This is a genomic window from Anabaena sp. CCY 9910, assembly GCF_963920875.1.
Lineage (GTDB): Bacteria > Cyanobacteriota > Cyanobacteriia > Cyanobacteriales > Nostocaceae > Trichormus > Trichormus variabilis.
In genome coordinates this window covers 100,267-116,143 of record NZ_CAWUDJ010000008.1, presented here as the reverse complement: position 1 = coordinate 116,143, position 15,877 = coordinate 100,267, and the positions used below count along the sequence as shown (strand labels likewise).

Sequence of the window (15,877 nt, the reverse complement as noted above, 5' to 3'; positions counted from 1 at the left end):
AAGGCAAATAAAGGGCTATAAATACTCTGTGGGCGTAAATGATGACAAGACGAATTTTCTAAACAACCTGTGTAGGTGTCGTACCGAGAACCTCTATTTTCTTTGTTGCTTCCAACTGCTTCAACGCAAGAGTCGCAGCATCCAAATCATAAGGGAAAGGTCTACAACAAGTAATATAATCCCTTTCTTGAGGAGGTCGATGACGCAGTACAGCATTCACCAATAAACATGGTTGTGAACTTAAATTAATTGCACCGTGCAGAACCCCAGGAGGAATCGTCACTACCATAGGATGGTTTTCACTTAAAGGAATATACTTATATTGTTTGTTGATTAAAGTTACAAGTACAACTTGGCCTTTAACTACCAGTAATTGGTCAGTTTGTGATTTATGAACGAACAGATCATCTATAGTATTTGGCGCGATTTGCACCAACATAGTTTCATGACTTGTTTGAGGAGTAAAGAACTCAACCATCCCCCCCTTTATTGACTCTAACTGACGGATTTCAATTTCTCTAATACTCATAAAAAATCCTACAAGAGCATCTTATGGATTGAACTTATACATCCAATCTTAGATGCTCAAAAAGAAAAAAGTGTGACAAAAGTAACCAAATATAGAGAAGTTCGGTAACTGTACTGAGCAGATATCTTCAGGCTGCTAGTAGCGCGTATAGTCTAATTTGTTGGGTTAAGTAATCAATTATCATGAAGTTTTGGTTTTTTCACACTGAACAACCCAATATTTTAAGCTTGCCGCGCTACTATAATCTAGGCTACATAGAAGTGATTTTTGAGGTGTAATCGAGCAGTATTGGGGTGCGTCAGTGCGATGGAATCTAACTGTACCCAGAAATTATTTATACTCACATCCCCTACCAAACTTTCCATTTTCACCAAAGTCAAATTAACAACGCTTTATCTGTGCCAATAACACAACTATCTCATCAATGGCTTGGCGCAAAGCACTTGCAGGCTGCTCCGATTGATTCACCATAATACTAAATGCTAAAGGCTCATATTGAGGGCTATTCACGTATCCAGATAAAGATATTGCGCCGCTTAATGTACCAGTTTTAGCTTGTACGATGCCTTCAGCCGGAGTATTACGAAGGCGGTTGCTCAAAGTACCACTTTTCCCCGCGATAGGTAAGGAGGCACGATATACATTGGCGGCTGGTGTTTTGGCTATTCCTTGTAATGTTTGTACTAAAGCCTCAGGAGTGACTAAATTACGACGTGATAAACCAGAAGCATCTATCAAAACATAACCTGTTGGGTCAACTCCTAATTTATCTAAGGTCGCTTTAATAACATCTAAGCCAATATTAGCAGTACTTTTATTTTGCACTCTAGGTTGTTTGAAAGCCAATGCCCTTAACAATGCTTCAGCATACAGATTATTACTATTTTGATTAGTTTCAAACAGTAATTGTGATAAGGGTGGCGACTGTACCGCAGCTACTTCTTGTTGATTATTAGTACTACTAGCAACTAATGTTGTTCCCAAGTTAATTTTTGCCGTTGTGAAGATAGTACGTAAACGTCGCAAGAAATAATAATTAGGATCAACTACAGGTAGTTCTGCTAAATATGGTGTGGAATTGGCTGCTACTTGTCCTTGAATTCGCAGGACTTTTCCTGTTAAATCACGGGTAACTTCAATATAGCTTGGTTGGTTTGCTGCCACTGTTACAGATTTATTTATAACTAACCATTGTCTGCCTTCATTGGGATCATTCCATGATAATTGTGGAGTTTTACCTACAGTTTGAGGAGTCAGTTTTAAGCCAAAAACATTTTGATTGAGAATAAAGCTATTAACTGGCGCACCATAATCTGATTGCACATCTTCCCATTGCCAAGTCGAGTTAACAATATCCCCTTGAACATAAGTATCATCAGCAATTAACTGTCTAATTTGGGTGATACCCTTCTGTTTTAATTGTTCTGCCAATGCTTGCAGTTGAGTATCACTGAGGCTAGGGTCACCTCTACCCACAATAGTGAAGTTACCGTTGGCATTTTCATAAATTGAGGTACGAATGCGGAAGTCTGCACCTAGTTGTTGTAATGCAGCAGCTGTTGTGAGTAATTTCGCATTAGAAGCGGGAGTAAAATATTTCTGAGCGTCTCGGCTGTAGAGAGTCTGCACAGATGACAGAGGTTTGACTAAGATACCCCAGCGCACTCGATTGAAGAGGGGACGATTTACTATTGTATCTATGGCTGTTCCCAATTCCCCAGGGCAAATAGATTTTGTGGTGGGTGTAGGCGCAGTTGGAGTTTGGGCTTTAACTAGTTGTTGGGTAACACTAACTTGAACACTAATAAATAATGCCATCAAGCCAAGAGAAATTTTTCTGGGCATACAGAGTGTTTAAAACTACTTGATGATGATAACTTGCTTATGAATTGAACCAATAGGCGCGAGAGAGCATTATTCTCTAGTGAGAGGCTGTTCAACTGTGCAAAATCAGTATAATTGCGCTTTTATTTCACATTAGACGTAAATTCCTAAATTCTTGTTGTTTGTGCCTCACTGGGGTAAGAAAGCCTATACTGCTCAAAAATGCTTTAATTCTTAGGCTATTCATAGTTACAAATCATCCTGATTTTTCAGGGTTAGCCGTAAATAAGTGTTTTCCTCTATGTCTACAGACAGTCGTTCGAGATTTTCTCCTAAATCTTTTTGTAGCTTCTGAGTTAATGTAACTGGGAAATCTAAACTAATATCTTGGTTTTGTACTAGATTTGACAATTCAGAAAACTGTACTTTTACAACTTTGCGTTGATGACTTGTGAGCTTATAAGTAGAGGTTTCTGATATATTTTGAGCCTGCATAGCTTTTTTTAATTGCTCTTGTAGATGCTCATATTCAGAATTTAACAATTTCCATTGCTCCTCGATTTGGGAAAAGCGTGAGTTGATAGCTGTTATGTCTAGTGTCGCTGGATCAGGGTTACTTTCTATTTGCAAGTCTAATAAACGCCGATGAATTTGAGCGAGATAAATACAATCTAAATAAGCATATTCTATTTGTTCTTCGCTGAGAGGTCGCCGTCCCCAATTGCTACTCTGTTCTTGTTTATCAATATTGTTAAAATTACATAATAATGTAGCTAAACTTTGCAGTTGATAATTTTGCACTGGCAAGAGATGATAAGGTATTTTTTTAGCAATTTCTAAAGTGCAAGTAATATTTTTAGCTTGTTTATTGCCCAGAAGTTTAACATCAAAACTAGCATTGTGAAACACCTTTTCAATATTGGTGTTTACCATAATTTTCTCAACAAAATTAGTGACTAAATCAGGTTGATCAAGTACATCCAAAAGGTAAACGCGATCGCCACTCATATCGTCAGGATCATCTAATACCTGAATCAGCGATAATCGAGGATTACGACTTTTATAGTCAGCAACCTCAGTGTCTATCCATAAAGTAGTAGCTTGAGTATATCCAGCAACTATGGCACGAATTTCCCTGGCATCAGTTAAGTATGGCATCGGTGGATATGTCCTGATATTTGCACTCAACAGCTAAAAATATATTTACAATTCACGTAGGATTGCTATACAATCGTATTCTGATAAGAAGGGGAGTAGCTGCTGGCAAAAGCCAGTACATCTGGATCAACATACTGGCGATGAGCCTGGTTCAGATGACAACTAGAAAATATTTGGAAGCGAGACCTTCACTAAGTTCACATTCAAGATGTGGCTTGGTGGGGTCTTTTGGCATTCATCAAGCTTCACATCGGTAAACGTTTTTCAGGAGCTTGAGAGAGTGTTAACAGCTTTTACCGCAGGTTTATTACTAATTACAGTTTCAGAACTAGGCGATAAAACTTTTTTCATCGCCATGATTTTGGCAATGCACCATTCCCGAAGATGGGTATTTACAGGAGTAGTGGGCGCTTTAGCCGCAATGACAATACTCTCGGTGTTATTTGGCAAAGCTGCTTCTCTATTGCCACCAGTGTATATTTATTACGCTGAAATAACCTTATTTATTGCCTTTGGTCTGAAACTGTTGTATGACGCTAGTAAGATGTCGGCGGCGGCGGATAAAGCTGAGGTGATGGAAGAAATGGAAGAGGCCAAAGCAGCAGTAGAAAAAGCAGATTTACAGCTACCAAAACAAAAAACCCCCTTATCAATTATCTTAGAAGCCTTTGTCTTGACCTTTATGGCCGAGTGGGGCGATCGCACACAAATTGCTACCATAGCCTTAGCCGCCGGCAATAACATCATTGGTGTTACCATAGGAGCTATTTTAGGTCATGCCATTTGTGCGGCGATCGCCGTCATCGGAGGCAAAATGATTGCCGGAAAAATTTCTGAACGTCAACTCACCTTTGCCGGCGGATGCCTATTTTTGATTTTTGGTATTGTCGCCGCTATTGAAGGAGTGTAAAAATTCAACATTCAAAATTCTTATCCTACTCATCAATAACCCCCTGAAAATTGGGGGTTAGAGTTTTATTGCTTCGGAGTACTTTCAGGAGTAGGAACGGGAGGTGCAGTCGGCGTGGGAGTGGGAGATGCGGTTGCTGCTTTATTAATCTCATCTTTGTATTGAGCTGGCGCTAAAGCTAAAGCGCTATCAAACAAAGGTTTAGCCTCGCTTGCTTTTCCTTGTTGCTTCAACAGCATAGCCTTTGCCAAAACTGGGCGAAAATCCTTTGTATCTTTCTGAATTGCTTGGTCAAATGCCGAAATCGCTTGAGGATAACGTTTCTGAGCAGCATGAACATTACCCAGTAGCACCTGTACAGCCACTACATCCACACTCCCCGGCTGGATGGTGTTGGCTTGGTTAGCGTTAGTCAGGGTATCTTGCAACAAGCCAACAGCCGCTTCTGGACGTTGCTGATCTAATAACAGAACTACCATCCCCTGCAAAGCTTTTAAATCACCGGGTTTGGTATCCAAAATGGAGCGATAAGCTGTAGCTGCCCCTTCTTTGTCACCAATTTGCTGTTTGGCTTGGGCTAATAGCACTCCATACTCTGATTGATTAGGATTAAGCTTGGCTAGCTTTTCCAGAGGCTCTATCACCCCCTGGACATTACCTTGTTTTAACGCTAAAAGTTGCAGCCGTGCTTGTAATAAACCCTTCAATGCGGTTTGATTTTCTGGTTCCCGTTGTAAAACCAATTCATATCCACGTACTTCGTCTGCCAATTTGGATTGTTGATTAGAAGCGAGCGAGCTGCCTTGGTTACTAGCACTATTCTGGTTTGAGCGTGACGTATTATCATTCAGCGCCCCAATAATAGGAACAACTGAAACACCTACAAAAGCTAGAACTGCCAGCGCCAAGATAAGTTGAACTATCCACCGATTGCGCGGTTGAGACACGATTTAAATGCCCTCCATATCTATGATCACATTATTATCGATACAAATTAGAAAGTTAAAAATTTCCAAAGTTTGCGGAATACCGTCAAATACCTGTGAATTTTATAACAAACCACAAGTTAGCACTGCTAAAGTAAGTGATGACTTTAGGAGGAGCCATCAGAATAGAAGCTGTGATATGCTTCCGAAACTAGTGTAAAGGCGCTAAATTACAGATTTAGAGTAGAATGACGAGTCTAGCGTCTTTAAAATTATATAGAGCGTTTTCGTGTGATTTTGTGAAAAGCCAATATACTTTCATCAGCCACACAAGCGCTCTTTCTCGATGCTTTAGTAAAATCCCATAATTGGGATGTGTCTCCGCCGCAAGGAGTTTTTATGACTTCCGACCTGATGCCTTCGCCTGAATCTTCCAACTCTTTTGCCTCAGATCAGCCTCAAACTAAAACAGAGGCGGCCGCTAATATTCATATAGCAGCACCCCAGTCCTCTAAGCCTGAAAATTCATCACTCAACACTAGTGAGATTGCCTCAGATGAGAACTTAGCCGATCGCCAGCAACCAATTCCGCCTCCCAGTGAACCAATGCAATACCGAGCCATTGGTTTAGTCCGGGGTCGTTACCGTGCTAGCGATGAACAATTTACCCAAGGTATCTTACTGACTACAGATGGCGTAGAACTCAACGCCGTCCTCCTGGGTCGGATTATGAGCCTAGTCAAAAATCATCTAGACCTAGAACAAGACCATTTGTGGGTAGTTTATCCCCGCACAAGGCAAGAAAACGACACTCTGCATATCCAAATCGTCGGCGTTTGGGAACCAGAAAATCTGGCTAAACATTCGACAGAAGAAGATGAGCAAGATACGCTTTCACAAGAAACCATACCCGAAGAACCAGAAGCAGCTACAAAAGCCCCAGCGCCTTCATCGAATATTCCTGATGGTGGTTTTTCTGTTCGTGGTGAAGTCGTTTATCAGTCTTTCGATGCTAAAAGCTTAGTTGTCAAAATTAAGCAGGCCCCACGGAAACCAACTGATAAGCCCAAATATTTCAAATTGAAACTGCGTGGTGTGTTAACCACCAAAGCCGTAGGGAAGTTTTGGGACTTCCAAGCCAAGCGAGAAGGTGACGTTCTGGTAGTACAAACGGCAGAAGCGATCGCTGACTTGCCCAAAAAACGCCGACCACCGTTTAAAGGCGGCGGCGGTGGTGGCCCCCGTGGTGGTTTCCGAAAACCATTCCCCCCCAGAAGACCAGGAGAAACGCCCCGCCCAGTCAAGAAAGTCGGTGGCGAAACTTCTGCGGTTTCCAAACCCCAACCGAAAGCACCGATTCCCAAGCCGGTGAAGAAGCCCAAGCCGACGGAGTAGGGCAAGGGGCAGGGGGCAGGGGGCAGGGGAGGCAGGGGAGGCAGGGGAGGCAGGGGGAGAATTTACTTCAAAATTTTCACCCAGTACCCAATCCCCAATCACCCAGTACCCAGTCCCCAATCCCCAATCCCCAGTACCCAATCCCTAAAAATCCGTCCAACGGTCTTGAGGCAGAAACGAACGCTCTTGGGGAATCGGGGCTACTGGTTCCGTGAGAGTGAAACTACCTGCCTCAATCCACTGTTTTAACTCTAAGGCTACCTGTCGAGCTAGAAACATACTAGCCAAAGGAGCAGCTCTTACTGTTTTGCCCTCGATGGTGATACGCCCAGATTTGAGTTGGGCGTAACTCACCAAACCAAATGTAGGACGAACACGCCGAGGAATGGAAAAGTCTACTATTGGCGCTACTAAATCTTGGTCTTGAACTGCACAGTGTTCTACAACCTCTTCATTTAACACCGGCAGTGGGATACCTACACCCAACATCAACGAGGGGCCATAGCCTTTGAAATAACAACCCCGCACCCAACGAGCATCCATCTGTTTGGCATCGCCAATTAAAGCTAAAGTTGCAGCCGGGCCAATGGGTGTTTGATTAGCTAAACGCTTTTGTAAGGGAAAGTGTTGAGTCCCTTCCCAAGCCACATAACCAATCCCACCACCTAAGAAAATTCTTGTGCCAATACCAACGAGTTGTAAGTTGGGGTCATTGAACAGGGGAGAAATTGCCCCTGGGTTGGAGTAAACAGCATTACCCAAACGTGGTTGTAAAGGGCCTAGATAAGTATGAAGTGGGCGATCGCCTCCATTCACGCCTACGATAAAATTTTGATAGAGATTACGCGGATTGAATAAATAAAACTGATTTATCGTGTCGCGGGTAATTGTTGTTTCAAAACTCGCTCGCGGATAACAATCAGTCACTTGTCCTTGCGCTCTGACGTGTATAGGTTTACCCGCAATTAAATCTTCGATCACATGACCACCGCCACGTTCTCGGACTTCTTCACCGTCCATCACATCTACAGCACAGCTAGCACCCAGGTATAAATCAACAGCCCCAAAACCACTGTATGCTGGAACACCATCTAACCAGCAACGGCGAATTTTGATTGGTGGATCAGTGTGTCCCAGATTGAGAATAGCGCCAGTTGATTCCATCGGCTCAAAAGTGCCAGTAGTAACTACGTCAACTTCTTGAGCAACTTGACTCACACCAACTTCTAAAACTCTTGCCTTTAATTCCTCAACCGTTAGGACTATCGCCGTTTTACGGTTAATTTTCTCATTAATTTCCGCAATAGTTCGCATTTTAAATGTAGCGGATAGACATTTCAATTATGATGCAGTATGCCTGCCAGATAACTGATTAAATCAGTTTGGCAAGAAAAATCCAATAACCTTCATCAGAAATGTACATCAGCTAGTTATAGATTTACCAATATTACTATTAATGGCAAGGAGTAGAGTTTGGCCTTAGTATTCAGCCAAATTTAAATATAGGAATTGTATTTGATTTTCATTGGTATAGCCTGCACTATGGGCTGACAATTCCCAGTAAATAAGTCAGTTTACAAATCAGATTTTCAAATTACCAAACCAACCTTAATTGTTTGCTAATTCCGGTATAGTAGCTTCTAACTTGAGACAATTAGCCCCATCAACTTGCAACTGATATTCTACTTTATCCATTAAACGATTCATAATTAGCCAACCATAGCCACCTTCTTGCCTATCACCAGGGTTGGGTGGGAAGTAGGTAGACATATCAAAACCTGTGCCGTAGTCCCAAATTTCCAAAGCAATATCTCGTTCTTTAAATTCCAAGCGTAGTAATACTGGCAAATTTGGTTGCTCTTTATGGGCATGACGTACAACATTAGAATAGGCTTCTACTAAAGCTAAACGTAAGCGGCTGGACTGTCTTGACCAATCAACAGATTCTCCTAACTGGATTTTCAAGCATCCCAATAACCAGTGTTCCACTATGTTTAAATAGTTCAAGTCGCTTGGTACATGAAGCTCACTTTTCATAACTTACAAAACCTCCAGAGAGAGTATAGTTTGATCGTCTTCTTGGACGTGATTATCTGCCTGAATACGTGATAGTAAATGGTTGAGAGACAATGGTTGAGGCTCTTTTTGTAAGAGTTGCCACAGACCATCTTGATTCAGCATAGAATGACTTGCTGGCTGAACGCCACCCACGGTTTTTACAGTTTCTAATAAACTATTTGATACCATTGCTTCCGTGATACCATCGCTGGCTAACAGCAGTGTATCTCCGGGTGCCAGAATCAAACTACCCGACTTAGCCTGCCATTTCGGTAAAATGCCTAAAGGTATGCCTCTCACTGTAAGATAGTTAGGTTTTTCTGGTGCGGTTTGATTTGACCAAACCAGGGGATAAATGTGTCCAGCATTTGCATAGACTAACTCTCTAGTAATAGGTGTATAACGAGCTAGCACAAAAGTAATAAAGCAATTGTTACTAATTAAGTCATCACACAAAGCATGATTGAGATTATGTATAACTACATTGGGTTCGGCTGGGATTTCTTGGGCTAATTCTCGTCTTAATACAGAAATTGCACTAGCCATAAATAAAGCAGCAGGTACGCCTTTACCGGAAACATCGCCCACTGCTAACCACACATCACCTTTGGTGGGGTGAACAAAGATTTCAAAAAAATCGCCTCCTACTTCTCTTGCAGGATAGCAGCAAGCTTGTAATTTTGCGCTTTTGATATCCGGTAGAGTTTGGCGTAGTAGATTATTTTGAATTTGCCGCGCCACTTCTAATTCAGCACTAATTTGCTGTTGTTTTTCTTGCAGGCGTTGGTAGAGTTTTGCTTGGGAAACGGCTAAAGCTGCTTGTTCAGCCACACCCGTAATTAATTGAATATCTTCGTCTTGCCAAGGATGCTTTCGTCCCCACTGGTAAAGAGCCAAGACAGCTAATAAGTGCTGTTGGTAAGATAGAGGGACAACCAAGTAGTTACAGGGATTGTCACCGTATATATCTTGGGCAATTTGATAATGGCCGGTTTCGAGTACTTGGGCAATTAAAGTAGCAGGATCAAAGGCGCTATCAGGTAAGTTGTATGCTGGATTTTGATAATAAAACTGATTTGCAGTGAGGCGGTTGTTTTCTACTGGTTTGAGTAAACAACAAGTAGCTTCAAAGGTTTGTCCAATAGTGGCTGCGATTTTTTGCAGCATACTCTCATAATCTAATGACTCTCGAATTGCTGTAGTGACGGCGTTAAATAAAGATTCCCGCCGCAAAGACCGACGCAATTCGTGGGTGCGCTTTTTGACCAACCGATATGTATCAGTAGCTTGCTCAACTAAATTTTTCAGGCGTTCAGGGTTCCAAGGTTTGGTGATGTATTTAAAAACTTGACCAGAGTTAATGGCTTCTACCAAATCTTCCACATCTGTAAAACCTGTAAGTAAAATCCGAATGGTGTCGGGAAATTTTTCTACTGTCAGGCTGAGAAATTCGGTACCGTTCATTTCAGGCATTCTTTGGTCTGAAATAATTACGGCCATTTCGCCTTCTTGAGCTAGAATTTCCAAAGCTTTCCGGGCATGATTAGCTTTATATACGTGAAAGTCTCGCCTAAAAGTACGGTAGAGTAAATCTAAGTTATCTGGCTCATCGTCTACTACCATGAGCTTCAGTCTTTCTACCTTAGTTTCCGTCATATTTGACTTGCTTTTTCGGATACTAAAAATTAGCGAGATATGGCAACTGTTATCTCACTGAGTCGTCAAAAGGCATTCTCAAAAGTAATCTTTGATAAAAAGCTTACTTTCCAGACAAGTATAACTTTACTCTTAGAGTTATTGGTAAATCTTTAAGTCGCTAGTAAATTTAACCTACTAATCCAGAGCGCAAGGCGCGGACAGCCGCCTGGGTGCGGTCATCGGCGCAGAGTTTATTGAGAATATTGCGAACGTGGGTTTTTACAGTGCCGACTGTAATGTAAAGGCGTTCAGCAATAACCGCATTGCTACAGCCTTCGACGATTAGCTGTAATACTTCTAACTCTCTTTCCGTCAGGGTATAGGAGTCGATAGTCTCTAAGTTATCTTCGGTTTCTGAGTTGATGAAAGAATTTTTTGCTTCTGTTATGGTGGTTACTGGTTTTGGAGACTGTTGTTGTGCTTGTTGTAGTACAATTCTGGCGATCGCTGGATCAATCCAAGCGTTGCCATTATAAGTTACCCTAACTGCTTCCAGTAGATTATCAAACCTAATATCCTTCATACAGTAGGAATCAGCCCCAGCTGCGAAAGCTGCCAAAACTGCTTCTTTATTATCACGCAAGGTTAAAATCAATACTTTTGTTGGTAAGTCTGCGCCATTACTGGTTGATTTTAATTCCTTTGTTAGCTCAATTCCGTCTTTATCTGGCAAACCGATATCGACGATCGCAATATCTGGTTGTACCTTTTTTAACATATTTAGTCCTTCTGTCGCATTGGCAGCTTCTCCTACCACTTCAATTTCTTCTTTTTGTAGCAGTGCTGTCCGAATACCCACACGGGTGAGATCATGATCTTCAATCAGCGCAATCCGAATTTTATTCATAGCCAATTTCTACCCGTCACGCTAGCTTAACTTCAAAATCGTATTTATCGAAAATTTTTCATAGATACAGTTTTCAGCAGTTACCCAACAATAAATATAGAATTTTTCGTCATGTAGTCTTGTGCATGGGTGTATGACTAATACACGCTCTCATGAAAACCTTACACTTAAATCATCAAATCGGATAGCTGTACCTCAAATATCAGCAATCTGTCTAAATCGACACATTTAATCTGGTTTCTATTTTGGCAGGTGTCAGACTCAAGATAAACAAACCCTCAGCTAGCTCTGGAGTTGTTGATTGCAGCAAAAAATTTTCATCTTTCAGATATTTTCACGGAAGCTAGCTTGTTTTGTTTGTTAACTATCTTATGTAGTTTTTTCATTAATAATAAAGAACAAAGTTAATTTTTTTAGCGATTTGTCAAAAATCAATGATAAAAGCTTACTTAAGCAGTATAAGCTGTTTTTATCATCCAAAATAAGCAAAATTAGGGTTTTATTTTGCATCTGGAGTTGTCTTAGAAGGCTTATCTGGATAAATTTCCCCCCCTATCAGCCTAGAGGCAACCTATTAAAAAATTTGATAAACTATCGTCGAGAGAATCTGGTGTGAGGCTAAAGGGCTATGTTTCCATCATCTAAAGTGTTTTTAGTACTGGGAATTCCAGTTCATGTAATGAGTGACTATCCGAGTTGGTTACTGGAATGCCTGCGACATGGGAAAGGCGCTCATGTAGTGACACTCAATGCAGAAATGACGATGCAGGCACAACAAAATACATCCTTGAACAACATAATTCAGAATGCTGAGTTGGTAATTCCTGATGGTGCAGGAGTGGTGATGTATTTGCGGTGGCTTTGTTGGCAAAAAGTCCAACGCTGTCCGGGAATTGAACTGGCGGAAACGCTGTTAAAAGCAATCGGTCAAGAGCAAGCCGATAAAACTGTGTTCTTTTATGGAGGAGCGCCAGGAGTAACCGCACAAGCGGCGAATGATTGGCAGCAAAAAATACCTAGTTTGAATATAGTAGGTACTCATTCCGGTTACCATTCTGGGGAAGAAGAAAAACAACTACAACAAACTCTCGCCCAATTACAACCACAAGTAATTTTGGTTGGTTTGGGTGTTCCACGGCAAGAATTATGGATTGCCCAAAATCGTCATTTGTGTCCTCAAGCCATTTGGATTGGTGTTGGCGGTAGTTTTGATATTTGGTCAGGAAGTAAAGATCGCGCACCCGCTTGGTTGGCTAATAATAATTTGGAATGGCTATATCGTTTATATAAAGAGCCTTGGCGTTGGCGGCGAATGTTGGCTCTGCCTCAGTTTGCGGTGAAAGCCTTTGTTTACCGTTTGACTATGAAGGGTGCGATTTAGTACTTCTCTCACCTAGATGATAGTACTTATGCCATTTTGAAGATTACAAGATTTTTAATTTTGAGTTTCGGTTTTGGGATTCCCAGGCATGATTTGGGAATCCTTATTTTTAAGTTAACGTGAGTTCGATAAATTCGGAAGAACCCCTCTCCAAACCTCTCCCCGACGCGGGGAGAGGCTTAAAACTCTGATTATTTGGTACTCAGTTATAGATTTTCAGCCCCTTCCCTTGTAGGGAAGGGATTGGGGTTAGGTTCCGTCGAGTTCACGTTAAGTTAATACTGTTCAGAAAAGGGTAAACCTGCCGAGCTAGGCGGGAGAGAATGAACATTACAGTGAACAGTTGCCCATTGCCTAAGGAAAATTTAGTAATGCCCGTATTAACGAATCCAGTCTCTGCCGAACAGACTATTCATGAAAAAGCAAGTCCAGCCCAAGAGGAAAGTGTTACTACCAGTAATATGGTGCAGTTAAATGGGGTGACCAAAACCTATGCTAATGGTTGCCATGCTTTGCTGGATATTAACTTAGAGATCAAAAAGAAAGAATTTTTATTTATTACAGGGCCTAGTGGTTCAGGTAAGTCAACTCTGTTAAAACTTTTGTATGGACAGGAGTCACCCACCCAAGGAGAGGTGATTGTTAATGACTGTAGTGTCACAAATTTACGGGGCGATCGCTTATCATTATTACGCCGACGTATTGGCATTGTTTTTCAAGACTACAAACTAATTCCCCAACGAACAGTGGCGGAAAATGTCACTTTTGTCTTGCAAGCTCAAGGTTACACCCGCAAAGAAATTCATAGGCGCTTAGAACCTACACTCAAATTAGTGGGTTTGCTTTCTAAGGCTGATTGTTTTCCTGATCAACTTTCTGGAGGAGAACAACAACGGGTAAGTATTGCACGGGCGATAGTGGGAACACCGCCCTTAATATTAGCTGATGAACCTACAGGCAATCTCGATCCCGATAACTCTTGGCAAGTAATGCAGATTCTACAAAAGTTAAATGGTTTTGGGGCAACTGTCATTGTTACTACTCACGACGAGCAATTGGTACGTCGGTGTAATCGGCCTATAGTTCAGGTTCGGGATGGTAGATTGTATCGTAAATAGTCAGACTTTGTATACAACTAGGACTTACGAAGTGTTTTTCTGGCTTTTGTGTCAATAGTCAATAGTCAAAATCAAGGTTTTTGGACTGTGGACTATGGACTATTGACCACCCTCAGAAGGTTTTTTTAGTTCAGTGCGTAAGTCTTAACAACGTCTATAAATTAATTTTGCCCCCTGTCTAATTGATTACAAATTAGAAACTCTTGCCTTAACTTTGGTTGATAAAGGTATGAGAGTTGGCAAAGGACTAGATTGTAATGGTTGTGATTGCTCTAAGGCTTGCCAGCTATCTAAAGCCGCCGCTCGAACTATTGGCTCTTCTTCACGAGCCAGTAGTAACTGTAAGCATTGGCTAATTTCTCGTTGCAGTCCTGAATCAATTTGTTGAGTGGTGATGATTTTAGTTAATCGGCGTAAAGTAACCAACCGCTTTAAGGAGTCTGTTTCTGTAAGATTGAGGAACAACTGCTCCAAGTTTTGTTCTTCTTTACCTGCATAAGATTTGACAAGCTGCCATATGAGTAAAATTATAGTTAACAATGTCCCTAATCCTTGAGCGATCGCCCCAGTAGCTATCCAAGGACTAGGAGAGTCAGCCAAAATCGAAGCGGCCATATAAGTACTGACAGTACTTAGTCCACCAGCGCCTACAGCTATGACTAATCGCCGATTTGGGCCACTAAAAAACTTTTGAATTTCTACCCAATGTAATTGCCAGTCCCATTTTTGCATTGAGTAGACTAATAACATTACGCCAATACCAACCAGCAGAGCTAATAGTAGTTTCCAGTTCCACAACAGCATCGCTACAGTAATTATCAGCAAGCCTAGAAGACTGCTTGGCTCTGAGAGATGCTGAAAAGTCCGCCGCTTGGTGGCTTTAGTCTTAAGCTCTGGAAGCAGCCAGTTGAGAATCTGGTTGATTAATTGCTGCCAAGAAGACAAAGCCTTTACCACAGTGTTTACCTACCTAACATTACAAGATTGTCTAATGTATAAGTTGTACTTGGTATGAGGACAGGATGACTTAGGCTGTTTACTAGTGGTGAGGCTGAATTTTCGCTCCTTACTCAGGACTTATAACGTTTTACCAGCTCACAGTCTTACACACTAAGCATTCGTGCTTTCCCAATACCAAATACTGTAAATCGACAATCAATAATACTCTATAAGAATACCTGGGTTGAAGTGGATCAAGCTATTTTGCTACTAAAAATTGTTCTGGGTTGTTTTTAAACGAAGAAATGAAATTCACTGAGAGTAAATTGACCATCAAATGCACAAAAGGTCACAGAGTGGATGTTCTCAACTGTGATCGATAATAAAGTATTAGGAGGTAAGGCCGAGTCTGAGTTGGCAAGATTGGCGCTGGGAAGTATACTTTGGGCTAATAACTGGCGATCGCGATCGTAAGCAGAAAGTACTAGCCTCTGTGAACTAGTCACACAAGCGCTTACTTGGTTAACAGGACGCAAGAATGTCGCTTCCAAAAATCCACTTTTGGGCGCACCCATCAATACTGTTAAGCCAGAATTAGTTGGAAAAGCTGGGTTTGATGGTTGTATAGCTAGTGAATTATGAAAAATCACTCCCCAACGTTCGTACTGATGCTCTACGACTTCAAAGCACTTTAAGTCTTCTAAGTTCAGACATAGACAGGTTTGTGCATCTATCGTACTAACATCAATTCCTTCTTCCGACTGGCTCCGTTTAACTGAAGCTACAATTTGTTTCTGCACATCAAATTGATTACGTGCAAATTTAATATCTTCAAATCTTGGTACTTTATCTGTTTGAAGAGTAGCCTGCTTGACCACAACACCCCGCCTTACCATTACCTAGAGAATCACAAAACTAATGATAGTTATTTGTTTTATGTGTTAACAAATAAAACATAACTATTGTGTATGAGCGTTGCAGATAGTTTTACACACTCATGATTTATCCGTAAGTTTTCTGTAGACTACCACAAAAAATTGATCCCCAAATATTACCTAAGTGATCCTCGCTACCAGAAGGAAATTTCAGTAAAC

The 15,877-nt window shown here is 41.3% G+C and carries 14 protein-coding genes; 4 read left to right on the top strand and 10 right to left on the bottom strand.

Annotation, left to right across the window (positions count from 1 at the left end; all coding sequences use genetic code 11):
* Positions 1-58: 58 nt before the first annotated feature.
* The 3 genes from ACM5QX_RS09130 to ACM5QX_RS09120 all read right to left on the bottom strand — a co-directional run bounded on the left by ACM5QX_RS09130 (position 59) and on the right by ACM5QX_RS09120 (position 3,511).
* Positions 59-529, bottom strand: a complete 471-nt coding sequence (locus tag ACM5QX_RS09130) for a dTDP-4-dehydrorhamnose 3,5-epimerase (RefSeq protein ID WP_414753261.1) — start codon at positions 527-529, stop codon at positions 59-61.
* Positions 530-910: 381 nt separating this feature from the next.
* Complete coding sequence (gene dacB, locus ACM5QX_RS09125) at positions 911-2,374, bottom strand: D-alanyl-D-alanine carboxypeptidase/D-alanyl-D-alanine-endopeptidase (RefSeq protein WP_414753260.1); 1,464 nt, start codon at positions 2,372-2,374, stop codon at positions 911-913.
* 228 nt (positions 2,375-2,602) lie between these two features.
* Entirely contained in the window at positions 2,603-3,511 is a 909-nt protein-coding gene (locus tag ACM5QX_RS09120; protein ID WP_414753259.1) for a ribonuclease D, read from the bottom strand.
* Positions 3,512-3,791: 280 nt separating this feature from the next.
* Between ACM5QX_RS09120 and ACM5QX_RS09115 the strand changes: the two genes are divergently transcribed.
* Entirely contained in the window at positions 3,792-4,421 is a 630-nt protein-coding gene (locus tag ACM5QX_RS09115; protein ID WP_010995867.1) for a TMEM165/GDT1 family protein, read from the top strand.
* Positions 4,422-4,486: 65 nt separating this feature from the next.
* Here ACM5QX_RS09115 and ACM5QX_RS09110 read toward each other — a convergent pair whose 3' ends face one another.
* Positions 4,487-5,368 (bottom strand): tetratricopeptide repeat protein, encoded by an 882-nt coding sequence (locus ACM5QX_RS09110; protein WP_414753258.1) that lies wholly within the window; start codon positions 5,366-5,368, stop codon positions 4,487-4,489.
* Between the two features lie 378 nt (positions 5,369-5,746).
* On the opposite strand from ACM5QX_RS09110, the gene ACM5QX_RS09105 reads away from it, so the two are divergent.
* Positions 5,747-6,742, top strand: coding sequence for a hypothetical protein (locus ACM5QX_RS09105; RefSeq protein ID WP_011317536.1), 996 nt, complete (start codon positions 5,747-5,749; stop codon positions 6,740-6,742).
* Positions 6,743-6,886: 144 nt separating this feature from the next.
* Here the strand turns inward: ACM5QX_RS09105 and ACM5QX_RS09100 are convergent, their stop codons facing one another.
* From ACM5QX_RS09100 to ACM5QX_RS09085, 4 genes are all read right to left on the bottom strand, one after another.
* Positions 6,887-8,056: a homocysteine biosynthesis protein gene (locus ACM5QX_RS09100; RefSeq protein ID WP_414753257.1), complete on the bottom strand. Its 1,170-nt coding sequence runs from the start codon at positions 8,054-8,056 to the stop codon at positions 6,887-6,889.
* A 294-nt stretch (positions 8,057-8,350) separates the two neighbouring features.
* Entirely contained in the window at positions 8,351-8,779 is a 429-nt protein-coding gene (locus tag ACM5QX_RS09095; RefSeq protein WP_011317534.1) for an ATP-binding protein, read from the bottom strand.
* A 3-nt stretch (positions 8,780-8,782) separates the two neighbouring features.
* A complete protein-coding gene (locus ACM5QX_RS09090; RefSeq protein WP_414753256.1) occupies positions 8,783-10,456 on the bottom strand; it encodes a SpoIIE family protein phosphatase in 1,674 nt (557 codons plus the stop codon).
* Positions 10,457-10,625: 169 nt separating this feature from the next.
* Entirely contained in the window at positions 10,626-11,345 is a 720-nt protein-coding gene (locus ACM5QX_RS09085) for a response regulator (RefSeq protein WP_414753254.1), read from the bottom strand.
* 628 nt (positions 11,346-11,973) lie between these two features.
* Between ACM5QX_RS09085 and ACM5QX_RS09080 the strand changes: the two genes are divergently transcribed.
* On the top strand, positions 11,974-12,726 hold the full coding sequence (locus ACM5QX_RS09080) for a WecB/TagA/CpsF family glycosyltransferase (protein WP_011317531.1): 753 nt from the start codon (positions 11,974-11,976) through the stop codon (positions 12,724-12,726).
* Positions 12,727-13,097: 371 nt separating this feature from the next.
* Positions 13,098-13,844, top strand: a complete 747-nt coding sequence (gene ftsE, locus ACM5QX_RS09075) for a cell division ATP-binding protein FtsE (protein ID WP_414753253.1) — start codon at positions 13,098-13,100, stop codon at positions 13,842-13,844.
* A 186-nt stretch (positions 13,845-14,030) separates the two neighbouring features.
* Here ftsE and ACM5QX_RS09070 read toward each other — a convergent pair whose 3' ends face one another.
* Positions 14,031-14,801, bottom strand: a complete 771-nt coding sequence (locus ACM5QX_RS09070) for an armadillo-type fold-containing protein (protein WP_414753252.1) — start codon at positions 14,799-14,801, stop codon at positions 14,031-14,033.
* Between the two features lie 275 nt (positions 14,802-15,076).
* Positions 15,077-15,679, bottom strand: a complete 603-nt coding sequence (locus ACM5QX_RS09065; protein WP_414753251.1) for a hypothetical protein — start codon at positions 15,677-15,679, stop codon at positions 15,077-15,079.
* Between the last annotated feature and the right edge of the window lie 198 nt (positions 15,680-15,877).